Here is a 24,640-nt window from a genome sequence, read left to right on the forward strand (position 1 = left end):
AAAATGATTATTGCGCCATCAATTTTGAACGCAGATAATTTAAATTTAAAAGAAAATATTAAAGATGCTGTTGCAGTAGGCATTGATCGTTTCCATATTGATATTATGGATGGACATTTTGTGCCAAATTTATCTTTTGGACCACAATTAATTAGTGATTTTAAACGTGAATTTCCCATGACAGATGCTGAGATTCACTTTATGAGTAATAATCCTGATGATCTTATTCCAGCCTTTGTTGAAGCCGGAGCAGATATCATGGAGCTGCATTATGGTGCGATGAGTGAATCCAAGCTGAATTATTGGCTTGATTATTTGGCTTCTAATGGAGTTGAGGCTGTTTTAGCAATTAAACCGGATATTCCAGCTGACGTTGTCGAAAAATTTTTGCCAAAAATTAAACAAGTTTTAGTCATGACCGTCAATCCTGGTTTTGGTGGTCAAAGCTTTATTGCTGATTCAGCTGAGAAGATTAAGCAAGTCAGAGAAATTGTAGGACCAAACATGGCAATTGAAGTTGATGGTGGCATTAATGACCGTACGATTAAAATTGCCAAAGATGCAGGTGCTGATGTCTTTGTAGTTGGCTCTTATTTATATGAAAATGGTAATATTGCAAATCAAGTACATAAATTAGAAAAAATTATTAAGTAATGGAAGCATATGCATTATTAGGTGGACCAACAGATTTGTGGCCTGTTAACATCAAAGAAATACTTAAAGATGCAAGAAATACGAATAATCTTATTGTTGGAGTAGATCGTGGTTCTTTGTACTTAGAAGAATTAGGAATAACTCCTGATGTAGCGCTGGGGGATTTTGACTCATTAAAAAAAGCAGATCTAGCGGAAATTGAAAGTAATGTAAGAGATATTCGTTATTCAAATCCGGTTAAAGATTTGACTGATTCTGAATTGATGCTGCATACAGTTTTTGATGATTATCAGATTGATAATTTAAATATTTTGGGTGCAACAGGGGGCAGAATAGATCATTTTTTAATTAATTTATTAATGCTGCTCGATCCATCTCTGCGACAATTCGCTGAACAGGTCTCAATAATGGATAAGCAAAATGAAATTGTCTTTTTCAATCCGGGACGTCATGTAATAAAGAAAGTATCAGAGTACCCATATATTGGTTTTGCTGCTTTAACTGCAATTAAAGATTTTAATATTTTAGGTGCCCGTTATGAGTTGCACCATTATTCTGGAGATTATCCACGAGTGTTTTCTTCAAATGAATTTTTGCCGAATACTTCTCAATTTGAAATTAATTTTGAAAAAGGGATGCTTGCGGCGATTTATTCAAAAGATGTTAATCGCTTTCATAATCTTTAATGATTGGTTTAAAACAGAGGAAAAAGAATCAAGGATTAATTATGAAATATATTGATTTTGAAAAGAATGTGGCCGCTTTTGAAGATGGTCGCTATGAAGCAAGACTTGATCGCGCAAAACAAAATGTAGAAAATTAAATGCACAAAAACCATGTTCACGTTTTTGATAAGAAAAAGAAGAAGGAAGTAGCAACTATTAATGGCCTTGCTAGAAACGTTACTTACCAAGACTTGGGCTTGCCAACTAAATTGGGCGAAATGATTACTGAATATGCCTATACTCCAATTAAGGAGAGAATGGCTGATGAAATTTCAGATGATGATAAAAATCATAATATTATGAAATAATTCAAAAAAGGACAACTGATTTTTCAGCTGTCCTTTTTTGATGTACAAAATTTTTAGCAAACAAAAAACCTTACAGATAAATCTGCAAGGCTGGTTATTAGGCACGAGTAACTTTACCAGACTTTAAAGCCTTGGTTGAAACCCATACGCGCTTTGGCTTACCGTCAACAAGAATGCGAACTTTTTGAAGGTTTGGCTTCCAAGCACGACGAGCTGAGTTCAATGAGTGTGAACGTTTGTTACCGAATGTGGTCTTCTTACCTGTTACGTAATCTTTAGCCATTTGCTAAACCTCCTTTATATATGGTGTCATACTTAATTAGGTTATCATATGTTTTGTCGCAATTCAACTTTTTTTAGGACGTATTTTATTTATTGATTACGGCAGTACTATGATAAAATAATAATCGTATATGTAGATAATAAGACGGAGGAAGAACATGGCTGTTAAGATCAAGACAAAAGATGGTTTGATTGATATTTCAAACGGTGTAATCGCAACTGTTGTTGGTGGCGCAGCTACGTCTAATTATGGCGTTGTGGGAATGGCTTCAAAAAATGCCATTCGTGATGGATTCGATGGAATTCTTAATCGTGCCAACTATAAGCGCGGTGTTGTTGTCAAGTCAGAAGATAACGAAATCACTGTTGATGTGTACATTATCGTAGGCTATGGGCTTAAGATTTCTGAAGTAAGTAAGAATGTTCAAGATAGTGTTAAATTTAATCTTTCTAATCAATTAGGAATTAACACTAAAGCCGTTAATGTAATCGTTCAAAGTGTAAAGGTACTTGACGAATAACGTAAGCGGAGGTTTTAAATAGTGGTTTTAAATGAAATAGATAGTAAGCAATTTAGAGATATGGTGCGTGTTGCCACCCACAGAATTGGTAAGAACGCTGAGTTTGTTAACTCATTGAACGTGTTCCCAGTTCCTGATGGTGATACTGGTACCAACATGAATTTAACTATTGAAAGTGGGGCAAGAGCCGTTTCTGAAAATCCTAGCAGCAATGTTGGTGATTTGACTGAAAGCTTAGCTAAAGGAATGTTGATGGGTGCACGTGGTAACAGTGGTGTTATTACTTCACAGTTGTTCCGCGGCTTTTACAAAGCTACTCAAGGCATGAAGACCTTAACTGCACAAGAATTGGCTAACGCCTTTTCAAATGGTGTAGCTACTGCTTATAAGGCAGTAATGAAACCTGTCGAAGGTACTATTTTGACTGTAGCTCGTGTTGCTGCTCAAGAAGGTGCTTCTAAGGCTAATGACACTGATGATGTTACTGAAGTAATGAAGGCAGTTGTTGAAGGTGCTAAGAAGGCTCTTAAATCAACTCCAGATTTACTTCCAGTATTGAAGCAAGTTGGTGTTGTTGACTCAGGTGGTCAAGGACTTTTGTTCATTTATGAAGGCTTCTTAGAAGGTCTTCTTGGTGAAAACTTTGCTGATCAATATCAACCTGACGAAACTGAAATGGATGAAATGATCAACGCAATGCACCACCAATCTTCTGTACAAAGTCAACTAGCTACTCAAGATATCAAGAACGGCTACTGTACTGAAATTATGGTTGACCTTAATGCTGACGTGCAAAACAAGAAGAAATTCGATTTGGAAGAATTCAGAAAGCACTTGTCAGGTTTGGGCGACTCACTTTTAGCTGTATCTGATGGTGAAATTGCTAAGGTTCACGTTCACACCGAACACCCTGGTGATGTCTTCAAGTACGGTAGTCAATTCGGTCAATTAGGCAAGATCAAGATCGACAACATGCGTATCCAACACGAAAGCATCGTTGATCAAGATGAAGAACAACAAGAATCAGTTGACTTTGCTGTTATTGCCGTAGCTTCTGGTAACGGTATTAGAAAATTGTTTGAAAGCGAAGGCGTAAACAGAATTATTTCTGGTGGTCAAACAATGAACCCATCAACCCAAGACTTTATTGATGCAATCAAGAAGTCAGGTGCTAAGAAGGCAATTGTTTTGCCAAACAACGGTAATATCGTGATGGCTGCTAAGCAAGCTGCAGAAGTTAGTGACATTCCAGTAGGTATCGTACCAAGCAAGACTATCTCACAAGGTCTTACTGCAATGCTTTCATTTAACCCAGATGCTTCCGTTGATGATAACGTTGAAGCTATGTCAGAAGATCTCGACACTGTAGTTTCAGGTGAAGTAACTCAAGCTACTCGTGATACTGAAATTGACGACGTAGAAATTCACAAGAATGATTACCTTGGTATCATCGACGGTAATATTAAGGTTGATAACGCTGATTTGATCAATACTACTACCGAAATGATCGAAAAGATGCTTGATGAAGATTCAGAAATTATCACTATTATGTATGGTCGTGATGCAAGCGAAGATGAGGCACAACAGGTTGTTGAAGCTCTTGAAGCCAGTCATGATGATCTTGAATTTGAAATTCATGATGGTGGTCAACCTGTATATCACTTCTTAGTATCAGTTGAATAAAAAATGATAGAAAACGCATTATTTGCTCCTGTAACGGATTTAAAAGGTGTAGGAACAAAAACTGCGGCTGATCTAGGTAGCTTAGGCATTTATAGTATTTATGATTTGCTCTTTTATTTTCCTTTTCGTTATGACGAATTGCAGACATTGCCTTTAGATCAAATCATGGATGGTCAAAAAGTAATGCTAAAGGGAATTGTAGCCACCGAACCTTTTGTTAGTCGTTTTGGTTATAAGAAGAGTCGCCTAAGTTTTAAAATGAGAATTGACCATGATGTAATCATGGTCAATTTTTTTAATCAGCCATGGCTTAAGAGCAAGATTGAAATTGGCGAAGAAGTAGCAATTTATGGTAAATATAATGTTGCTCGTCAAAGTCTTTCTGCCTTTAAATTTGTTGCAGTAAAAGAAAAGGATAGTGGCATGGCGCCAATTTATCCTGTTAATCGTCATGTTAAACAAAAAAAGCTAGTTAATTTGATTAATTTAGCGGTAGATAGTTTCTTAGATAAAGTACAAGATATTGTTCCCCAGAGCATTAGAGAAAAATATCGTTTGTTGACTGATCAAGAGATTATTCAAAAAATGCATCATCCTAAAAATAGTACTGAAGCAAATCTAGCTAAAAGAAGTGCAATCTTTCGAGAATTTTTTATTTTTGAATTGCAGCTAGCTCTTTTGGCTAGCCATGATGGCAAACAAGCAGGCTATCCTAAAAATTATGATTTAAAAGAAATAGCTCAATTGACCTCTTCTTTACCGTTTGAATTGTCAGACGATCAAAAAGAAGTTGTTAATGAAATTTTTGCTGATATGCATTCATCAGGTCAAATGCGTCGTCTGTTACAAGGGGATGTAGGATCTGGTAAAACTGTTGTTGCAGTTTATGCTATTTTTGCGGCGATTACTGCGGGTTATCAAGCAGCTCTGATGGTGCCAACTGAAATTTTAGCTACACAGCACTTTAAAAAGATTGATGAATTACTGAGGCCCTTGGGCGTAAGAGTTGCTCTATTAACAGGTAATACCAAAACACTCGAGCGTAGAGAAATTTATCGTGAATTAACTGATGGCACGATTAATGTAGTAATTGGCACACACGCTTTAATTCAGAACAGTGTCATTTTTAAAAAGTTAGGCTTGGTAATCATTGATGAACAACACCGTTTTGGCGTTGGACAAAGACAGGCTTTAATTAATAAAGGTGATCAGCCTGATATTCTAGCTATGACGGCCACTCCAATTCCTCGAACGCTGGCTTTAACAGTATATGGAGATATGACTGTTTCTGAAATTCATCATATGCCTGCCGGTAGAAAACCAATCATTTCATCTTGGAAGACTAGTAGTCAGATGAAAGATGTTTATCAGAAAATGCAGGAGCAACTTGCACAAGGTTTTCAAATATATGCTGTTACGCCGCTGATTACTGAATCTGAAACATTGGATTTAAAGAATGCGGAGGAATTACATGCTAAGTTAAGTCATGATTTTCCTAATCAAAATGTGGTTTTGCTTCATGGTCAAATGCCCGGTCCTAAAAAGGACGAAATTATGACCGCTTTTGCTAGTGGAAAAATAAATATTTTGGTTACAACTAGCGTAATTGAAGTTGGAGTCGATGTGGCTAATGCCAATATGATGGTCATCTATAATGCGGATCGTTTCGGATTAAGTCAACTGCATCAGCTTCGCGGAAGAATTGGACGTGGTAAGACGCAAAGTTATTGCGTTTTTATAGCTGATCCGAAAACTGATTCTGGTAAAGCAAGAATGAAAATAATTGCTGCTACCAATGATGGCTTTAAATTAGCAGAAGAAGACCTTAAAATGCGTGGCGAGGGTGATCTTTTTGGTAAAGCTCAATCTGGATTGCCTGAATTTCGCGTGGGAGATGTAGTTAATAACTACAATACCTTGGTTGTTGCGCAAAAAGTGGCACGAGAATTAGTTCAGCAAGATCCGAAATTAGCTGATCATCAGACACTTAACCAAGTGCTAGAATATAAACAATTAGAACAAAATAGAATTTAAAAGATTGTGGTGAATTATATTGAGAACAATTGCTATTGATGCGATGGGCGGAGATAATGCGCCTGAAGCAATCGTTGAAGCTGTTTTAAAGGCAAAAGATGAAATGCCTGAAACTAAGTTTTTATTATTCGGTGATAAAGAACAATTACGTAATTTAATTCCTGCTGATCGAATTAATGATCAATTGGGCGTAGTTGCAACCACCGAAGTGATTGCCGATGAAGATGAACCCGTTAAGGCAATTAGAAGAAAGAAAGATTCTTCAATGGTTGTAGCAGCAAACTTTGTTAAAGAAGGAAAGGCCGATGCTCTTCTTTCTTTAGGTAATACTGGTGCATTATTAGCCTGTGGTATTTTTATCATCGGTCGTATTAAGGGCATTACTCGTCCAGGCTTAATGCCAACCTTACCAGTTCAAAATAGTGATGATGGCTTTAATATGGTCGATGTAGGTGCCAATGCTAAGAGCAAACCTGAATATTTACTTCAATGGGCAGAAATGGCATCATATTATGCTGAAAAAATTCGTGGCATTCAAACTCCTCGCATCATGCTATTAAATAATGGTTCTGAAAGTGATAAAGGAGATGAGGTTCACCAAGCTGCCTATGAATTATTAAAAGATAGTGACCTTAACTTCCAAGGTAACATTGAGGGGAATGAATTATTACTAGGCAAAGCTGATGTAGTAGTTACAGACGGTTTTACTGGCAATGCTGTTCTTAAAAATATTGAAGGTACATCAAGCGTAATCTTGCATTTGCTAAAAGATAGCTTGTTAAACGGTGGTGTTATGACCAAATTGGGAGCTTTGATGGTAAAGGGCTCTTTATCAAGTCTTAAATCAAAGTTTGATACAGCTAAGTATGGCGGTGCAGTTTTGCTTGGAGTTAATGCACCAGTGGTTAAAACTCACGGCCGCTCTAATGAACGTCCAATTTATTTCACTTTAAAACAAGTTGATAAAATGATTAAAGAAAAGTTGGTGCAAGATTTTAAAGACGAATTCGCTACAAAATAGTACAATAGTTTATTAAAAAGGAGAATTTGTATGACAGAAGAAGAAATTTTCAATAAAATTAAAACCTTAATTGCCGATAATTTTAATGTTGATCAAGATAAAATTACTGAAAATACTAATTTTACAAATGATCTAGACGCTGATTCTATCGACTTAGTTGAATTTATTTTGCAACTTGAAGATGAATTTGGTTCAGAAATTCCTGATGACGAAGCTGAGAAAATTAAGACTGTTGGTGACGCTGTATTATATATTAAGTCACATCAAGGTTAATTTCCTAAAAAAAAGCCCTGTCGTTATTTGCATACGACCGGCTTTGTGTTTATAATTAGAAAATAAATAGAAAAGATTAAACAGCTTTTAATAAAAGAAGCTATAAATGGAGGAATGACCTTTGGAAAAGCAGAGTGATCTATTACTAGATATACAGCACCTGCATACGGCGTACCGTTTGCAAGGGAAGTTCTATGATGCTGCGGACGATATTAATTTAACTTTAAAGCGCGACGAGATTTTAGCCATTGTTGGTGAATCTGGTTGTGGTAAAAGTACTATCGCTTCAAGTATTATTGGATTGTACGACCATAAAAATACTAAAGTTACAGGGGACATTCTTTATAATGAATTGAACCTTGTTGGTTTGAATGAATCATTGTTCAACAAGATTCGTGGAGATAAGATCGGGATGATCTTTCAGGATCCACTTGCTAGTTTAAATCCATTAATGCGTGTTGGTGACCAAGTTGCTGAGACTCTTTATTACCATACTGATATGGATGAAAAAGCACGTCACGCACGAGTTATTGAATTATTTAATCAAGTAGGAATGCCTAGACCTGAAGAAATGTACGAGATGTACCCACATGAACTTTCAGGTGGTTTGCGTCAGCGTGTAGTTATTGCGATGGCTATTGCATGTAAGCCAGAAGTAATTATTGCTGATGAACCAACTACTGCTTTGGATGTAACTATTCAAGCTCAAATTTTGGACTTGCTAGAAGATATTCAAAGACAGTCACATTCAGGTATTATCTTGATTACCCACGACTTGGGCGTTGTGGCTGAGACTGCTGATGAAGTTGCGGTTATGTATGCTGGACAAATTGTTGAAAAATCAGATGTTAAGACAATTTTTGAAAATCCACTTCATCCATATACAAGATCACTTCTTAATTCAATGCCTCAATCTGATGATACTGATGAAGACCTTCATGTTATCAAGGGTACTGTACCATCTCTTAAGAATATGCCACGTAGTGGTGATCGATTTGCTGCAAGAATTCCTTGGATTCCTGCAAGTGCCCATGAGGAGGAGCCACGTGTTCATGAGGTAGCACCTGGTCACTGGGTAAGATGTACCTGCTGGAAGACATTCCACTTTGAGGATGAAGACAGTACGCAAAAAGCAACAGCAGCAAGCGGGGAGTAATTTATGGCAAAAGAAATTATCCAAATAAAAGATTTAAAAGTCTATTACCCAATTCGCTCCGGCTTTTGGAACAGAATTACAGATTATGTTCGTGCCGTTGATGGTGTAAACTTCTCAATTAACGAAGGTGAAACCTACGGTTTGATTGGTGAATCTGGTTCTGGTAAATCAACTACCGGTAAAGCAATCGTTGGGGTTGAAAAAGTTACTGGCGGACAAATCATGTATAAGGGTTTGGACGTCACTAAGGCAAGCAATCGTAAGAAGCTTGATTATAACAAAGATGTTCAAATGATTTTCCAGGATTCAATGTCAAGTTTGAACCCTCGTAAGAGAATTGAAGACATCATTGCTGAACCAATTAGAAACTTTGAAAATTTGACTACCGATCAAGAACGTGATCGTGTACAGGACTTGCTTGACATCGTAGGGATGCCTAGTGATGCAATTTACAAGTACCCACATGAATTCTCTGGTGGTCAACGTCAAAGAATTGGTGTCGCTCGTGCCGTTGCTACTAACCCTAAATTAATTGTTGCCGACGAACCAACTTCTGCTTTGGACTTATCAGTTCAAGCTCAGGTTTTGAACTTCATGAAGCATATTCAACAACAATACAACATTGCATATCTCTTCATTTCTCACGACTTAGGTGTTGTTAAGCACATGTCAGAAAACTTAGCTATTATGCACCGTGGTCGTTTGGTTGAATTAGGTAGTCGTGAAGAAATTTACAAGCACCCAATTCACATTTATACTAAGCGACTTCTTTCTGCTATTCCTCAAGTTGACGTTGAACATCGTGAAGAACATAAGAAACACCGTGAACAAGTAGAAAAAGAATTCGAGGAAAACCAAGGCAAATGGTATGACAAGGACGGACGTGTATATCCATTGCAACAGGTTGCACCTAAGCACTGGGTAGCATTGCCTGAAGATATGGCTCAAGAAGCTGAACTCAAAGAACGAGAAGAAAAGGAGAGTGATTAAGCATGTGGAAAACAATCTTACGGCGTTTGTTAATCATGATCCCACAATTGATTATCTTGAGTCTGTTGGTCTTCTTGCTTGCTAAGATGATGCCAGGTGACCCATTCAGTGGATCAATTAACCCTAACACCGACCCTAAACAAATCGAAGCTTTAAGAAGAGCTGCTGGTCTTTATGATCCATGGTATGTTCAATACTTTAGATGGGTAGGCAACTTATTCCATGGTGATCTTGGTACAAGTTATATTCAACACGTACCTGTAACATCATTAATTGCAGACCGTGCAAATAATACTTTCTGGTTATCACTTTTGACAACTATCTTAACTTATAGTATTGCGATTCCTCTTGGTATTACTGCTGGTCGTCACCAAGACCAATGGCAAGATACTGGTGTACAAATCTTTAACTACATTACTTTAGCTACACCGGGTTTCGTATTCTATATCTTAGGATTATGGCTCTTCGGCTTTACCTTGGGTTGGTTCCCAATTTCAGGTTCAGTTTCAGCCAACGCCTCAGGATTCTGGGGTGTACTTGGCAGTAGACTTTACCACATGATTTTTCCAGCTATCTTGTATGCCTTGATTGCTACTACTGGTACTGTACAGTACTTGAGAACAGGTATTGTTGATAACAAGGTTGAAGACTACGTTAGAACTGCCCGCAGTAAGGGTGTTCCTGAAAATGTAGTTTTCCATAAGCATATTTTGAGAAATTCATTATTGCCAATTGCTGCCTTCCTTGGTAACACTATTACTGGTCTTCTTAGTGGTTCAATGATTATTGAAAGTGTCTTCAGTTATCCTGGTATGGGTAAGTTGTTCCTTGACTCAATCAGTCAACGTGACTACACCACTTTAACTGCTTTGATTCTTATCTTTGGTATCTTGACTCTAATTGGTAACTTGCTCTCAGATATCATCATGAGTATTATTGACCCACGTATTAGAATTCAATAGGGAGGAGAGAAGAAATGGCTGATAAAAAGAAAGATACTGCTACAAAGAAAGCAAGTAAAAAAGACGCTACACCGAAGGCTACTCTCCCACCTTCTGGATTCAGGGTGGCTGTACGTGAAATTTTACGTTCTAAGTCTGCACTTACAGCTTTAATTATCATTATTTTAATTTTATTGCTTACTTTCGGTGGTTCATTGTTTTTGAACAGAGCACAAATTACTGAAATGAACATCGTTGACGCATACTACGGTTGGGGCCAAGGGGGTCACCTTCTAGGTACTGACGATGGTGGTCGTGATATTTTGAAACTGCTCATCATGGGTGGACGTAACTCAATCATGATCGGTATCTCAGTTACTGTAATTACTGAAATTGTTGGTTTGGTAGTCGGATTAGTTTCTGGTTACTACGGTGGTGTTGTTGATGTCATCATCATGAGAATAGTTGACTTCATTCAAATTTTGCCACAAATGCCAATTATCATTGTTTTGACTACAGTTATTCCTAACTACAACGCTGTGACTTTGGTATTCTTGATTGCCATGTTTGGATGGACGACGACGGCACGTTACTACCGTTCATTCATCCTTTCACAGCGTGACCGTGACTATGTTTTGGCATCAAAGACTTCAGGTTCATCTAACTTCCAAATTATGTTCCGTGAAGTTTTGCCTAACATCACTTCAATGATTATCATCGACGTTGTTTTGACTATTGCTGGTAACATCGGTATTGAAACTAGTTTGTCCTTCTTAGGCTACGGTTTGCCAACCACTACACCATCACTTGGTACTTTGATTGGATTTGCTGATGACCCAGTTAACGTTATTAACCGTCCATGGTTATGGCTTCCAGCCACTATCTTACTTTTGGTAATTTCCTTAAGTATTAACTACGTTGGTCGTGCCTTACAACGTGCAGGTGACGCAAGACAACGTGAAAATTAATAATCTAATAAATATATTAAAACAGCTCTATCGCTTGATAGAGCTGTTTTTGTGTCTGCATAATAATAAAGTTATGCAATTCTAATAAAATAAAAATTAAAATTAATTTCATAAAACTATTGAAAAACTAATATATCGTGGTATTATTTAATCATCAACTTGATTCAAAGATTATTAATAAAAAACATAAAAGATGTCCTAGATGGAGGAATAATTATATGAAATTAGCAAAGATTTTAGGTTCTGTAGGAGTAGTTTCCGCAGCCGCATTAGCATTGGCTGCTTGTGGTCAAAGCGGTAGCAGTAATAACCAAGGAGCAAAGGATGCTAAGAAGTTTCCAGATTCAACTCCTAAGAAAGCTACCAAGCAAGGTGGTACCGTTTCTGTAGCATTGGAAACTGATACTCCATTTACTGGAATCTTTTCAGATGAATTATCAACCTCCGCACTTGACTCAAGTGTAGCTGCACCTGGTGAAGAATCATTATTCGATACTGATGATTATTACAGAATTAACAATAAAGGTGCCGCAACTATGAAACTTGACCGTAAGGCCAAGACAGTAACCATCACTGTTAAGAAGGGTGTTAAGTGGTCAGACGGTAAGCAAGTAAATGCTAAAGACCTTGAATATCCATACGAAATCTTGGCAAACAAGAAGACTCAAGCACAACGTTACGATTCAACTCTTGAATCAATTCAAGGTATGAAAGAATACCACGAAGGCAAGGCTAAGACTATTTCCGGTATTGAAATGCCAGATGGTGAAAATGGCCGTACAATTGTAATTCACTACAAACAAATGAGACCAGGTATGTACTTCTCAGGTAACGGCTACTTCTGGGAATCAGCTGCACCATACCACTACTTAAAGAATATTCCATTTAACAAGCTTCAATCATGTGACCAAATCAGAAAGAAGCCATTATACTTTGGTCCATTTAAGCTTGATAAGCTTGTTCGTGGTCAATCAGTAACTTGGGTACCAAACAAGTACTACTGGAGAGGTAAACCAAAGTTAAACAAGGTTGTAATCCAAGTAGTTAACCCTAACTCAGCTTCACAAGCTATTAAGAGTCACAAGTTCGATATCACTGGCGTAATTAACTCACAATGGGATCAAGTTAAGAACACCAAGGGTGTTAACTGGGTTGCTCAAGTTCCATTGGCATACAGCTACGTTGGTTTTAAGATGGGTAAATGGGACGCTAAGACTGGCAAGAATGTCATGGATAAGAACTCCAAGGTTGCCAACAAGTCATTGCGTCAAGCTATTGGTTACGCAATGAACATTGATGCCGTTAACAAGCGTTACACCCAAGGCTTGAGCTTCAGAGTTAATACTTTAATTCCTTCAGGCTTCGGTGCATACCACGACAGCAGCATCAAGGGCTACAACTACAACTTGAAGAAGGCTAACCAATTATTGGACAAGGCTGGCTACAAGAAGAAGGGTAAGTGGCGTGTACAACCTAACGGTAAGCCATTAGTACTTCACTTTGCTACTATGTCAGGTTCACCAAACGCTGAAGCTATTACTCAAAACTACTTACAACAATGGCACAAGATCGGTTTGAACGTTAAGCTTACTGGTGGTCGTTTGATGGAATTCAACTCATTCTACGACAAGGTTCAACACGATTCTAAGGATATCGACTTCTTCCAAGCAGGTTGGAGCTTAGCTTCTGAACCATCACAAGGAAGCATGTACGGTGAAACTTCACCAATGAACTACGAACGTTTCGTAACTCCAGAAAACAACAAGTTACTTGCTGAAATGGACTCAGAGAAGTCATTTGACACTAAGTACCGCGTAAAGGTCTTCCACCAATGGCAAAAGTACATGTACGATGAAGCCTTTGTAATCCCAACCAGCAACTCATACAGTATCAATGCTGTAAACAACAAGATCACCGGTTACTCAACTAAGCCATCACAAAACAACAACGGGCACCAATTATGGTACCAAGTAGGTTACGCTAAGTAATTAGGCACACTAGTAAAAATCTCCAAAATTCTAAACAATAAATAATCCTTTACATAAACTTTCATATTATAAAATCTAATAACTAACACAAGAAAACAGGTATCTCAAAATGAGGTGCCTGTTTTTTAATGCCGTTGTAACTTTTTTGTAATAGTGCTAAGATGAGAAAGTCAACTTGCCTCGAGTTATGGAGGATTTTTACTAATGAAAAAGGCAAAACTTTTTGCTGGTATTACGTTGCTATCAGGTGCAGCACTTACATTAGCAGCTTGTGGTAAATCTGGCTCTAATGCCAATGAAGCTTCTAACGCCGCTAAATTTAGCCAAGCTGTTCCAACTAAAGCCACTAAAAATGGTGGTACAGTAAAGGTTGCGGTTGAAACTGATACACCATTTACTGGAATTTTTAATGATGAACTTTCAACTTCTAATACTGATAGTGAAGTTATGCAATATGGTGCTGAGAGTCTTTTTGGTACCGATGATCACTATGTGTTCAACAATAAGGGTGCAGCTACTATTAAGATTGATCAAAAGGCTAAGACTGCAACCATTGAGATTAAGAAGGGTGTTAAGTGGTCAGATGGTAAGCAAGTAACCGCTAAAGACTATGAATATGCTTACGAAATCATTGCTAACAAAGAATCAAAATCTCAACGTTACACTTCAAGTTTAGCTGACTTAGTTGGTTTGGAAGAATACCACGAAGGCAAAGCAGATTCTATTTCAGGTCTTGAAATGCCAGATGGTGAAAATGGTCGTAAGGTTGTTCTTCACTTTAAGACTATGAGACCAGGTATGAACACTAGTGGTAATGGTTATATTTGGGAAGCAGCTGCACCATACCACTACTTAAAAGATGTTAAATTCAAAGACTTAATGTCTAGTGATAAGATTCGTAAGAGACCGTTGTTCTTTGGTCCATACAAGTTACAAAAACTTGTTCGTGGTCAATCAACCACTTGGGTTCCTAACGAATATTACTACAAGGGCAAGCCAAAGCTTACTAAGATTACTGCTAGTGTAATTAATCCTAACTCAGTTGCTCAAAGTATTAAGTCAAACAAATTTGATGTTATTAAGGTTATTAACTCACAATGGCCAAATGTCAAGAATACTAAGGGCGTAAACTTTGTTGCTCAAGTTCCACTTTCATATAGTTACCTCGGCTTTAAGGTAGGTAAGTGGGAAAATGGTAGAAATGTCATGAATCCACATGCTAAGATGAACAATAAGGCTCTTCGTCAAGCAATTGGTTACGGTATGAATGTAAACCAAGTTGCTAAGCGTTACTCATACGGCTTAAGCTTTAGAATTCCGACTTTAATTCCTAAACAATTTGGTGATTACTTCGATAAGGATGTAAAGGGCTACACTTACAACCTTAAGAAGGGTAACGAAATTTTGGACAAGGCAGGCTTTAAGAAGAAGGGCAAGTATCGTGTACAACCAAATGGTAAGCCTTTAACTATCCGTCTTGCAGCTATGACTGGTACTTCAAACCAAGAACCAATCGTTCAAAATTACATTCAACAATGGAAGAAGATGGGCTTGAATGTTAAGTTGACCGGTGGTCGTTTAATTGAATTCAACTCATTCTACGATAAGGTTCAACATGATGATCCATCAGTAGATATGTTTATCGGTGCCTGGTCACTTTCAAGTGAACCATCACCAAACGACCTTTACGGTGAAAAGTCACCAATGAACTATTCTCGTTTCGTAACTAAGAAGAATACTCAACTTCTTGATGAAATGGACTCACAAAAGGCATTTAATCACAAGTACCGTGTAGATAAGTTCCACGAATGGCAAAAGTACATGGACGACGAAGCATACGTTCTTCCAGTATCTAATAGTTATGAAATTACTGTAGTTAACAAGAAACTCTCAGGTTACTCACTTAAGCCATCTGACTCAATGGGTAATGGTTTCCCTAACTGGTACAATGTTGCTTATACTAAGTAAAATTAAGCTTAAAAACGAAAAGTCACTTCTAATTCTAGAAGTGACTTTTTTGCATTCAAAATATAGCACTAAAACTGGTATAATTTAAAGGTATAAAAGGGGCAATTTTATGGTAAGTACAAAATTTCTAAAAAAATTAAAAGATGAATATAATATTGAATTTAATAATGAAAAGCTATTAGAAGAAGCATTTACGCATTCTTCATATTCAAATGAGCATCCTAACGATGGAATTCGTGATTATGAAAAGTTGGAATTTTTAGGTGATGCCGTTCTTGAATTGGCTGTTTCTGATTATTTATACCGTCATTATCCTAAATTAAATGAAGGAGAATTAACACGGTTAAGATCTAATATTGTTAGAACTGAAGGATTCTCTGAATTTGCGATTGAATGTGGTTTTCAAAATGAAATTCATTTAGGTAATGGTGAGGAAAAAGCTGGTGCTCGTAATCGTAAAACATTGTTGGAAGACGTTTTTGAAGCATTCAATGGCGCTTTATTCCTTGACCAAGGGATGCCAGCAGTTGAACATTTTTTGCATTTAACTGTTTATCCATTGATTGATAAAGGCGAATTTGATGATTCACGTGATTATAAGACCGATTTGCAGGAGTTATTACAACAAAATGGTCCAGTAAATATTGAATATTCGGTACTTAGTGAATCACAATTGCCATCACATTTTGTAGTTGAATTAAAGATTAATGATCAAGTTCAAGCACAAGGTGAAGGTCATAACAAGAAAGCTGCAGAACAACAAGCCGCTAAAGCAGCTTTACAAAAATTAGAGTAAGGGGATTTAAAAAGGTGCCATTAACAGAATTAGTGCTCGATGGTTTTAAATCATTTGCTGACAGAACAACTATTCATTTTAATGATGGAATAACTGGTATTGTTGGTCCTAATGGTAGTGGTAAAAGTAATATTACAGAAGCTATTCGTTGGGTAATGGGTGAATCCAGCGCTAAGTCTCTTCGTGGAACAAACATGAAGGACGTCATTTTTGCTGGTAGTCAATATCGTAAGCCATTAAATAAAGCTGAAGTTACCTTAATTTTTGATAATCGCAAACGTGAATTAGCATTTGATACGGACGAAGTTTCAATTACTAGAAATATTTTACGTTCTGGCGATAGTGAGTTTTTGATTAATGGACAGCAAGTCCGCATGCGTGATGTACGGACGCTTTTTCTTGATTCTGGTATATCGCAAAATAGCTTAGCCATTATTTCTCAGGGACGAGTTGATCAAATCTTAAATTCACGTCCGGAACAGCGCCGCGTAATTTTTGAAGAAGCTGCGGGTGTGCTTCACTTTAAACAGCAAAAAGAAGCAGCTCAAGGGCAACTTAAGAAGACTCAAGATAATTTGATTCGAATTAATGATTTAGTAAAAGAACTTGAGGGCCGCTTAGAGCCGCTGCATGAACAAAGTTCGCTAGCCAAAGAATATAAGTTTCAAAAGGCTGGTTTAGATAAAGAACTAAAGAGTTTATTAGCATTTGAAATCGAAGATATTAATAAGCAAAAAGAAACTATTCAAAAATCAGCTGATAAGAATAAGATTTTATTATCAAAATTAGATGCTGAAGTTAAAGAATCTCAAAATGCGGTCTCAGAAAAAAGAGCAGAGTACCAAAAAATTCGGGATGAACGAGAAAAAGTTCAAAATGAATTATTAAAATTAAGTCAGCAATTATCAGATTTGAATGCTAACTTGCAAATGGCTGAACAATCACGTCAATTTGATGATGCTACTAAGATCGAATATAAAAATCAAGTTGAAACGCTGAAGAAGAGCCTGGTACAACTGAACGCTCATTTGGAAAGTTTACAAAAAGATCAAGCTAGCCTTAAGAAGCAACAAGCGGTTTTACAAGAAAAGCGGGATAAGCTTACAGGTGAATTGAGTGAAAATCCAGAGGAACTCAATAAGAAACTGGAGGATTGTCGTAACGACTACATTCAATTATTGCAAGATCAAGCTGCGGTTAACAATCAAGTAATTAACTTGAATACTGAGCTAAAACGTAGTAAGGCTGACACCACTTATCAAAGCAATGATGTGGGTAAACAACTATCTGAAGCTAAAGCAGAACTGGAAAAATTACGAGCCGAAGGTAAAGATCTAACTGCTAAACGTAAAGACAAAAATGCGGCTTTTGCTGAAGCCAGTGATCAAAGTAATGACTTGAATGATCAAATTAGGCGTCTGCAGCAAACAGTTAATGATGAGCGGAATAAACTGGAAAAGATCGAAGCCCGTCATGAAGCTTTAATTAATATTCAAAAACGTCATGAAGGTTATTACTACGGTGTCCGTAACGTCTTGAATCATTTAAATGATTTTCCTGGCGTAATTGGTGCCGTAGGTGAGTTGCTTACTTTCCCAGCTGAACTTGAAGCAGCGATGACTACAGCTCTTGGTGGCGGCGTTCAAGATTTGATTACAGATAGCCGTAATAGTGCTAAAAATGCAATTAATCAGTTAAAACGCAGTAGAGCTGGTCGTGCCACATTTTTGCCATTAGATGGGTTACGCCAATATACCATTCCACAATCTACAGTAACTACCTTGAAGTCCTTTAATGGATTCAAGGGAATTGCCAGTGAACTAGTAGAAAGCAAAACGGATCATAATATTACTGCCGCAATTAATTACTTGTTAGGCAGTGTTGTGATTGTCGATACAATCGAAAACGCAATGGCAATTTCTCAACGAATTGGTCGTTATCGAATAGTTACTTTAGATGGGGATGTTGTTTCACCGGGCGGTTCTATGACTGGTGGACAAAAGAACCTGCGCAATAATTCACCATTGCAGACGGCAACTGAAATTAATCAGTTAGAAAAGCAAATCAGTAGTTTAACTAGATCATTTAAGGAAGACCAAGCACAATTAAAAGATTTGGTTGATCAAAGCGTTAAAGTAGAAAATAAGTTGCAAAAATTGCATGATTCTTTGCAAGAAATTAATCAAACGATTAATGAAGCAGCTATTTCTTTCCAAAATCAAGAAAAAGAGGTTAAGCGACTTCAAGATGCTAATACTTTATATGAATCACGTGTGAAGCAGCGGAATGATCATATAGTTGAATTGCAAAAGCGGATTGCAGAAGCAAATGATAAGCAGGCTCTTTTATCTAAGCAAGGTGAAGAGAAAAAGAGCCAAATGAATGAATTGCAATTACGTATTAAGAACTTTAATAATTTAAGTCAACGTGTGCAAAGTGAATTATCCAAGCTTGATCCACAAATCGCAGTTTTTGCAAATAAATTAGAAAATCTAGCTGTTCAAGAAAAAGATAAACGCAATCAAATTGATAATAATGAAAAGCAGGCTGCTGATTTAAAGGAGAAATTAACAGATCTTAATCAAAATGGAGAACTTTCTGTTAAGAAGAACACCGATTTAAAGAAGCAGAAGGAAAAAATTAAACAAAAGAACGAACAACTGCAAAATAAATTAAATGAGCTTAGTTCACAACTCGGACAATTTGATGCGCAAATTAATCAGTTAGATCAAGTTGCTAGCCGAAACTATGATTTGCGTAAGGATGCGGCAATAGAACAGGAAGATTATTCTGTTAAAATTGCAAAGTTTAATAGTTTGATTGATCAACGCTTAGAAACTTTGCGTGATGATTATGCATTAACATTTGAAGCCGCTATTGCTCAAGCTGAAGGTCAAAATGATCAAGAAACTCGAGAAAAATTAGCTAAAAGTGTTAAACTGCATCGAATGTCACTTGAAGACATTGGCCCAGTTAATTTGGATTCTATTCAAGAATATGAAGATGTTAAAAAGCGTTATGACTTCTTGAATGGTCAACAAAATGACTTGCTTAAAGCTCGTGATGACCTTGAAAAATCAATGAATGAATTAGATGAAGAGGTTAAGAGTCGATTTAAAGCAACATTTGAGGCAGTGGCTGAAAGCTTTAAGCGGATTTTCCCACTTGTCTTTGGCGGTGGAAAGGCTAAGCTTGAATTAACTGAACCAAATAATTTATTAGAAACAGGAATTGAGATTATCGCTCAGCCACCTGGCAAGAAGTTACAGCGTTTAAGTTTGCTCTCTGGTGGTGAACGGGCATTAACTGCGATAACATTATTATTTGCAATGTTGCAGGTAAATCCAGTACCATTTTGTTTACTTGATGAGGTTGAAGCAGCGCTTGATGATGCAAATGTCACACGTTTTGCTCAATTTTTACTTAAATATAATTTAAAGACACAGTTTATTGTGATTACTCATAGACGAGGAACAATGAAGCAAGCTGATCAATTGTATGGTGTGGTAATGCAAGAATCTGGTATATCTCAAGTATTGTCAGTATCATTAAAAGAAATGAAAAAGAAAAACGGGGTGAAATAATTGGGATTATTTGATCGAATTAAAAAGTCTCTCTTTGGTAAAAAAGATGACGAAGAAGAGAAAAAAGAAGAGCAGGAAAAACAAGAAGAAGTAGAGCAAAAACAGGACGATAGTGAAGCAGTTGCTCAAGAGGAACAATCTGAAGAATCTGCTGAATCTGACAAGCAAGAAGAAACAGAACCCATTGAAGAGGATAACGAGTCTGAAGCTTCAGGAGAAGTAGCAGAGGATGAAGAAGAGCCTGAATCTGAAGAAACCGCTGAAATTGAAGAGGAACAGGAAACAGAACCTCAAGAATCTGAAACTACTGAAGAGTCGGAAACCGAAACAGACGAGGAAGAACCTGAAGAACTAGAAGAAGATGAAGATTCCTCACAAGAAGAACTTTATGAAAAAGGTTTGGAAAAAACCAATAAAGGTTTTGGTGCTCGACTTAATGCATTCTTTGCTAAATTTAGAACTGTTGATGAGGACTTCTTTGATGATTTGGAAGATTTATTGATTGAATCTGATGTAGGTTATGAGACAGCAGAACAATTAACCGATGAACTTCGTGAAGAAGCCAAATTGCAAAATGCCAAATCTCGTGATGATCTGAAAAAGGTTATTGTTGAAAAATTGGTTGACTTGTATGACAAGGGTGGCAACAGTGAAGATGAAAAGTTAATTTATCACCCCGAAGATAAGCCTAATGTTTATCTCTTTGTCGGCGTCAATGGTGCAGGTAAAACTACTACTATTGGTAAGCTTGCAAAACGCTTTAAAGATGAAGGTAAGTCAGTTATCATGGCTGCGGCTGATACCTTCAGAGCCGGTGCCGTAGAACAATTAGTTGAGTGGGGCAAACGCGTTGATGTTCCTGTAGTAACTGGAAAAGAAAAAGCTGATCCTGCTTCTGTTGTTTATGATGCAACTGAACGTGCAATTAATGAAAAAGCTGATTACTTGTTAGTTGATACTGCTGGCCGTTTGCAAAACAAAAAGAACCTCATGGCTGAGCTAGAAAAGATTCAAAGAACTATTAAAAAGCTTCTGCCTGACCAACCAACTGAAACCTTATTGGTTCTTGACGGTTCAACCGGACAAAATGCCTTGCTCCAAGCTAAAGATTTTGATAAGACAACCAAATTAACGGGTCTGGTTTTAACTAAGCTTGATGGTTCATCTAAAGGTGGGGTAGTCTTGGCTATCCGTAATGAGATGAACTTACCGGTTAAATTGGTTGGACTTGGTGAAAAAGCTGAAGATTTGGCTGATTTTGATGCCGCAAATTATGCAATTGGTCTTTTCCATGGCTTAGTCTAGTGATAAAGTTTAAGTGTATATAGTTTTATAAGGAGAATTTTATGAAAGAATATAGTGCATGTACTACTATCTTGGTAGGTAAAAAAGCCTCAATCGATGGTACTACTATGATTGCTCGTAATGATGATACATTCCGTCCAATCACCCCACAAAAGTTTATTATCGAACCGGCTCGTCATGGTGAAAAGAAACACATTAAGTCATGGCTTAACAAGTTTGAAATGGATTTACCAGAAGACGCTCAACGTGTTCCAGCTGTTCCAAACGTTGATTACAAGCATCGCGGTTATTACGACGAAAGTGGTATTAACGAAGAAAACGTTGCTATGTCATGTACTGAATCAACATATGGTAATGAACGTACTTTAGCATTTGATCCACTTGTTAAAGATGGTTTGGATGAAGACTGTATGCAAACTTCAGTTTTGCCATATATTCATTCCGCTAGAGACGGTGTTAGATACTTAGGTAAGTTGATTGCTAAGTATGGTTCACCAGCTGGTAATTCAGTTCTTTTCAGTGATAAAGACGAAATTTGGTACATGGAAATTGTTACTGGTCACCATTGGGTTGCAGAACGTATCCCAGATGATTGTTATGCAGCTACTGGTAACCGTGTGGCAATTGAACAAGTTGATTTTGATAATCCTGATTACTTCATGTGGAGTGAAGGAATTCAAGAATTTGTTGAAGAACATCATTTGAATCCTGATCATGAGGGCTGGAACTTCCGCCACATTTTTGGTACTTACACTGAACAAGACCGTCACTACAACACTAATCGTCAATGGTACATTCAAAAGTTGTTTAACCCAGAGATTGAACAAGATCCACAAGATGGTGATATTCCATTCATTCGTAAGGCTGCTAAAAAGATCACTAAAGAAGATATTCAATTTGCTTTGGGTTCACACTACCAAGACACTCCATATGATCCATTTGGCAAAGGTACTGAAGAAGAAAAGCACCGCTATCGTCCAATTGGTTTGAACCGTACCCAAAATGCCCACATTTTGCAAATTAGAAGTGATGTGCCAGAAGATCGTGCAGCTATTATGTGGCTATGTATTGGTGGTCCAACCTTTACTCCATTTGTTCCATTCTTTGCTAATATGAATGATACTGATCCTTCATATAACAATACTTCAATGGATTACAACATGAATGATGCATGGTGGTACTACAAGTCATTTGCTGCACTTGTTGAAAGTCATTACCCACAATTTGTTCAACTTGACACTACATACTTAACTGAACTTAACCGTTACTTCAGAGATCGTGTTGAAGAAATTATTAAGGGTGCTGATGGCAAATCAGGTGAAGAATTAACTGATTACTTGACTAAGGAAAACCAAAAGACAGTTGCTCATACTCGTGAAGAAACTGAAAAGCTTTGGGGCCAAATGATGATTGATTCAATTAACATGTCTAAGTTAACCTTCAACATGGATGAGAACCTTTAATTTAAAATTCAAAAAACAGTTCAACATTGTTGAGCTGTTTTTTCTTCGGCTAGTATAATTGAGTTAATGAATTGAAAGAATCTGAAATGATGACAGAAAGTACTATTGGATCATTTTTTACTAGAATTAGCAATGAAGTAGAAAAGCAAATGGATGCTGATTTAAAGAGTTTTAATATCAGTGCAAATGAATTAGAAATTTTGATTGAATTGGAACACCATAAGCATGGCAAGACATATGACAAATTAACCAAGGAGCTTCATGTAACTAAGGATAAAGTTGAAGAATTAGTAAAAAGTTTAGTTGCTAAAGATTTAGTTACTGATGATAATGCCACCGTGATTTCTACTGAAGATGGTAAGGAAGTTTGCAAGAAAGTAGAGAAGCACCGCAGAGAGACTGATCAAACCATTACTCAGATGCTTAGCAAAGATGAGACTATAGGTTTAGTTAATGTTTTAAAGAAAATGCTGGAAAAAGAAGAAAATTAGGCAAAAAAAGATCAACTGCTGCAATTTACAACAGTTGATCTTTTTTATTAAAAATTATTTTTTCTTATCTAGGACTGAATGGTGAATACCATAGCAGAAATAAATAATTAAACCGAAGATAAACCAAATACCAGCGTAGAGCTTAGCTTGATAATCTAAACCTAAGAAAACGATTAATGCAGCTAAGAAGCCTAGAGCAGGCAATACTGGATAAAATGGCATCTTGAATGATGGATCATCAATATCTTTACCTTCACGTGGACGTAATTTATAGATACCAAGTGATACAAACATGAATGCGATTAAAGTACCAGCTGAAACTAATTGAGACAGCATAGAGAATGGGAAGAAAGCACCAAGCAAAATACTACCGATAGTCAAAGTCCAAAGTGCATTGTTAGGACGACGGTCAGAATTTAATTTGCCCAACCATTTAGGTAACATACCATCACGACCAAATGAGTAAATTAATCTAGATCCAGCCATTCCCATACCGATCAAGGCGGTAAACATACCTAAAACAGCAATAGTTTGAACGACGACAGCAACTATTGGGTGCCCAGCATAACGTAAAGCCAAACCAACAGGTTCTGCAGAGTTAGCATACATCTTGTAAGGCATCATACCGATCAATACCAAACTAACACCTACAAAAAGTGTAACGGCAATTGCTAATGAGCCTAAAATTCCACGAGGCATTGTCTTTTGCGGATTAATAGCTTCTGCCGAATTAGCAGCAATTGAATCAAAACCGATGTAGGATAAGAAAATCATTGATACACCAGCATAAATTCCTTGCCAGCCACCAAATGGTCCGTGAGCAGTAGGACGATATTTAGGAATAAATGGTGTAAAGTTAGCGCTTTTAATGGCTGTTAATCCAACTACGATAAAGATCAAGATGGCTAAAACTTTAAGTAAAACTAATCCATTTTCTACTCGAGCGGCTCTTGAGACCCCATGCCCAATTAAAAGAGCAACTAATAAAATAGAAACAAGTGAAATTGCATCAATAATTCCACCATTAGTACCAAAAGCGTTGGACAAAGAAGCAGGTAATTTTAATCCTATAGGTGCAATTAATGCCCTGAAGTTAGCAGAAAGTCCAGATCCTACGAATGCTAAAGCAATAAAGTATTCAGCTAAAAGAGCCCATCCGGCTACCCATCCCCAAAATTCGCCGAATACCACATTGATCCATGAATAAGCGGATCCTGCAAATGGCATGGCAGCGGCCATTTCGGCATAAGCAAATGCTACTAAACCGGCAGCAATTGCAGCTAAAATAAATGAAATTGCAACCGCTGGTCCAGTATGTAATGCAGCAACTTCACCGGGCAAGGTAAAGATTGAAGCTGAGACGATCGTCCCAACCCCTAAGGCTAAGAAATCTTTAACCTTTAATGATCGAACCAGGTGTCCATCTTTATTTTCATAAACACGTGGATCTTCTTTTTTGTTCATTCGTTGCCAAAGATTCACAATACAA

General features: G+C 37.1%; 21 protein-coding genes. 19 read left to right on the forward strand and 2 right to left on the reverse strand.

What is annotated here, in order from left to right:
- The first annotated feature begins 3 nt into the window (after positions 1-3).
- The 3 genes from rpe to B5E95_RS01425 all read left to right on the forward strand — a co-directional run bounded on the left by rpe (position 4) and on the right by B5E95_RS01425 (position 1,687).
- Positions 4-654: a ribulose-phosphate 3-epimerase gene (rpe, locus tag B5E95_RS01415; RefSeq protein ID WP_056945477.1), complete on the forward strand. Its 651-nt coding sequence runs from the start codon at positions 4-6 to the stop codon at positions 652-654.
- The gene (locus tag B5E95_RS01420; protein WP_087235450.1) at positions 654-1,340 is read left to right on the forward strand and encodes a thiamine diphosphokinase; all 687 of its coding nucleotides are present in this window, start codon (positions 654-656) and stop codon (positions 1,338-1,340) included. Before rpe ends, B5E95_RS01420 begins: the two co-directional genes overlap by 1 nt.
- A gap of 137 nt (positions 1,341-1,477) precedes the next feature.
- Entirely contained in the window at positions 1,478-1,687 is a 210-nt protein-coding gene (locus tag B5E95_RS01425) for a hypothetical protein (protein ID WP_087235451.1), read from the forward strand.
- A gap of 97 nt (positions 1,688-1,784) precedes the next feature.
- On the opposite strand, the gene rpmB is transcribed toward B5E95_RS01425, so the two are convergent.
- Positions 1,785-1,970, reverse strand: coding sequence for a 50S ribosomal protein L28 (gene rpmB / locus B5E95_RS01430; RefSeq protein WP_025005840.1), 186 nt, complete (start codon positions 1,968-1,970; stop codon positions 1,785-1,787).
- Between the two features lie 157 nt (positions 1,971-2,127).
- Between rpmB and B5E95_RS01435 the strand changes: the two genes are divergently transcribed.
- From B5E95_RS01435 to B5E95_RS01510, 16 genes are all read left to right on the forward strand, one after another.
- Entirely contained in the window at positions 2,128-2,490 is a 363-nt protein-coding gene (locus B5E95_RS01435; protein ID WP_003547910.1) for an Asp23/Gls24 family envelope stress response protein, read from the forward strand.
- 21 nt (positions 2,491-2,511) lie between these two features.
- Positions 2,512-4,173 carry a DAK2 domain-containing protein gene (locus B5E95_RS01440; protein WP_087235452.1) on the forward strand — a complete coding sequence of 554 codons (1,662 nt, stop codon included), beginning with the start codon at positions 2,512-2,514 and terminating at the stop codon, positions 4,171-4,173.
- Between the two features lie 3 nt (positions 4,174-4,176).
- On the forward strand, positions 4,177-6,207 hold the full coding sequence (gene recG, locus B5E95_RS01445) for an ATP-dependent DNA helicase RecG (RefSeq protein WP_025005838.1): 2,031 nt from the start codon (positions 4,177-4,179) through the stop codon (positions 6,205-6,207).
- 19 nt (positions 6,208-6,226) lie between these two features.
- Positions 6,227-7,228 (forward strand): phosphate acyltransferase PlsX, encoded by a 1,002-nt coding sequence (gene plsX / locus B5E95_RS01450; RefSeq protein WP_087235453.1) that lies wholly within the window; start codon positions 6,227-6,229, stop codon positions 7,226-7,228.
- Positions 7,229-7,258: 30 nt separating this feature from the next.
- Positions 7,259-7,501 (forward strand): acyl carrier protein, encoded by a 243-nt coding sequence (gene acpP / locus B5E95_RS01455; protein WP_025005836.1) that lies wholly within the window; start codon positions 7,259-7,261, stop codon positions 7,499-7,501.
- Positions 7,502-7,622: 121 nt separating this feature from the next.
- On the forward strand, positions 7,623-8,657 hold the full coding sequence (locus tag B5E95_RS01460) for an ABC transporter ATP-binding protein (protein ID WP_087235454.1): 1,035 nt from the start codon (positions 7,623-7,625) through the stop codon (positions 8,655-8,657).
- Positions 8,658-8,660: 3 nt separating this feature from the next.
- Positions 8,661-9,647: an ATP-binding cassette domain-containing protein gene (locus B5E95_RS01465; RefSeq protein ID WP_087176444.1), complete on the forward strand. Its 987-nt coding sequence runs from the start codon at positions 8,661-8,663 to the stop codon at positions 9,645-9,647.
- Between the two features lie 2 nt (positions 9,648-9,649).
- Entirely contained in the window at positions 9,650-10,609 is a 960-nt protein-coding gene (gene opp4B, locus B5E95_RS01470) for an oligopeptide ABC transporter permease (protein ID WP_025005833.1), read from the forward strand.
- A 14-nt stretch (positions 10,610-10,623) separates the two neighbouring features.
- Positions 10,624-11,556, forward strand: coding sequence for an ABC transporter permease (locus B5E95_RS01475; protein ID WP_087235455.1), 933 nt, complete (start codon positions 10,624-10,626; stop codon positions 11,554-11,556).
- A 218-nt stretch (positions 11,557-11,774) separates the two neighbouring features.
- The gene (locus B5E95_RS01480) at positions 11,775-13,544 is read left to right on the forward strand and encodes an oligopeptide ABC transporter substrate-binding protein (RefSeq protein ID WP_087176446.1); all 1,770 of its coding nucleotides are present in this window, start codon (positions 11,775-11,777) and stop codon (positions 13,542-13,544) included.
- A 204-nt stretch (positions 13,545-13,748) separates the two neighbouring features.
- Complete coding sequence (locus B5E95_RS01485; protein WP_087235456.1) at positions 13,749-15,512, forward strand: oligopeptide ABC transporter substrate-binding protein; 1,764 nt, start codon at positions 13,749-13,751, stop codon at positions 15,510-15,512.
- A gap of 109 nt (positions 15,513-15,621) precedes the next feature.
- Positions 15,622-16,308, forward strand: a complete 687-nt coding sequence (gene rnc, locus B5E95_RS01490) for a ribonuclease III (protein WP_025005830.1) — start codon at positions 15,622-15,624, stop codon at positions 16,306-16,308.
- A 14-nt stretch (positions 16,309-16,322) separates the two neighbouring features.
- Positions 16,323-19,892 (forward strand): chromosome segregation protein SMC, encoded by a 3,570-nt coding sequence (gene smc / locus B5E95_RS01495; RefSeq protein WP_087235457.1) that lies wholly within the window; start codon positions 16,323-16,325, stop codon positions 19,890-19,892.
- Positions 19,893-21,197 carry a signal recognition particle-docking protein FtsY gene (gene ftsY / locus B5E95_RS01500; RefSeq protein ID WP_087235458.1) on the forward strand — a complete coding sequence of 435 codons (1,305 nt, stop codon included), beginning with the start codon at positions 19,893-19,895 and terminating at the stop codon, positions 21,195-21,197.
- 41 nt (positions 21,198-21,238) lie between these two features.
- Complete coding sequence (locus tag B5E95_RS01505; RefSeq protein ID WP_025005827.1) at positions 21,239-22,660, forward strand: C69 family dipeptidase; 1,422 nt, start codon at positions 21,239-21,241, stop codon at positions 22,658-22,660.
- Between the two features lie 89 nt (positions 22,661-22,749).
- On the forward strand, positions 22,750-23,151 hold the full coding sequence (locus B5E95_RS01510; RefSeq protein WP_162606865.1) for a MarR family winged helix-turn-helix transcriptional regulator: 402 nt from the start codon (positions 22,750-22,752) through the stop codon (positions 23,149-23,151).
- 54 nt (positions 23,152-23,205) lie between these two features.
- On the opposite strand, the gene B5E95_RS01515 is transcribed toward B5E95_RS01510, so the two are convergent.
- Entirely contained in the window at positions 23,206-24,633 is a 1,428-nt protein-coding gene (locus B5E95_RS01515) for an APC family permease (protein ID WP_087176753.1), read from the reverse strand.
- Positions 24,634-24,640: the final 7 nt, after the last annotated feature.

Origin of the sequence: Lactobacillus gallinarum (genome assembly GCF_002160635.1) — a bacterium.
In the GTDB taxonomy this organism is placed as follows: Bacteria; Bacillota; Bacilli; order Lactobacillales; family Lactobacillaceae; genus Lactobacillus; species Lactobacillus gallinarum.

Coding starts and splice junctions, on each gene's coding strand:
- rpe (WP_056945477.1), top strand. CDS start 4: ATGATTATTGCGCCATCAATTTTGAACGCAGATAATTTAAATTTAAAA.
- B5E95_RS01420 (WP_087235450.1), top strand. CDS start 654: ATGGAAGCATATGCATTATTAGGTGGACCAACAGATTTGTGGCCTGTT.
- B5E95_RS01425 (WP_087235451.1), top strand. CDS start 1,478: ATGCACAAAAACCATGTTCACGTTTTTGATAAGAAAAAGAAGAAGGAA.
- rpmB (WP_025005840.1), bottom strand. CDS start 1,970: ATGGCTAAAGATTACGTAACAGGTAAGAAGACCACATTCGGTAACAAA.
- B5E95_RS01435 (WP_003547910.1), top strand. CDS start 2,128: ATGGCTGTTAAGATCAAGACAAAAGATGGTTTGATTGATATTTCAAAC.
- recG (WP_025005838.1), top strand. CDS start 4,177: ATGATAGAAAACGCATTATTTGCTCCTGTAACGGATTTAAAAGGTGTA.
- acpP (WP_025005836.1), top strand. CDS start 7,259: ATGACAGAAGAAGAAATTTTCAATAAAATTAAAACCTTAATTGCCGAT.
- B5E95_RS01465 (WP_087176444.1), top strand. CDS start 8,661: ATGGCAAAAGAAATTATCCAAATAAAAGATTTAAAAGTCTATTACCCA.
- opp4B (WP_025005833.1), top strand. CDS start 9,650: ATGTGGAAAACAATCTTACGGCGTTTGTTAATCATGATCCCACAATTG.
- B5E95_RS01475 (WP_087235455.1), top strand. CDS start 10,624: ATGGCTGATAAAAAGAAAGATACTGCTACAAAGAAAGCAAGTAAAAAA.
- B5E95_RS01480 (WP_087176446.1), top strand. CDS start 11,775: ATGAAATTAGCAAAGATTTTAGGTTCTGTAGGAGTAGTTTCCGCAGCC.
- B5E95_RS01485 (WP_087235456.1), top strand. CDS start 13,749: ATGAAAAAGGCAAAACTTTTTGCTGGTATTACGTTGCTATCAGGTGCA.
- rnc (WP_025005830.1), top strand. CDS start 15,622: ATGGTAAGTACAAAATTTCTAAAAAAATTAAAAGATGAATATAATATT.
- B5E95_RS01505 (WP_025005827.1), top strand. CDS start 21,239: ATGAAAGAATATAGTGCATGTACTACTATCTTGGTAGGTAAAAAAGCC.
- B5E95_RS01510 (WP_162606865.1), top strand. CDS start 22,750: ATGACAGAAAGTACTATTGGATCATTTTTTACTAGAATTAGCAATGAA.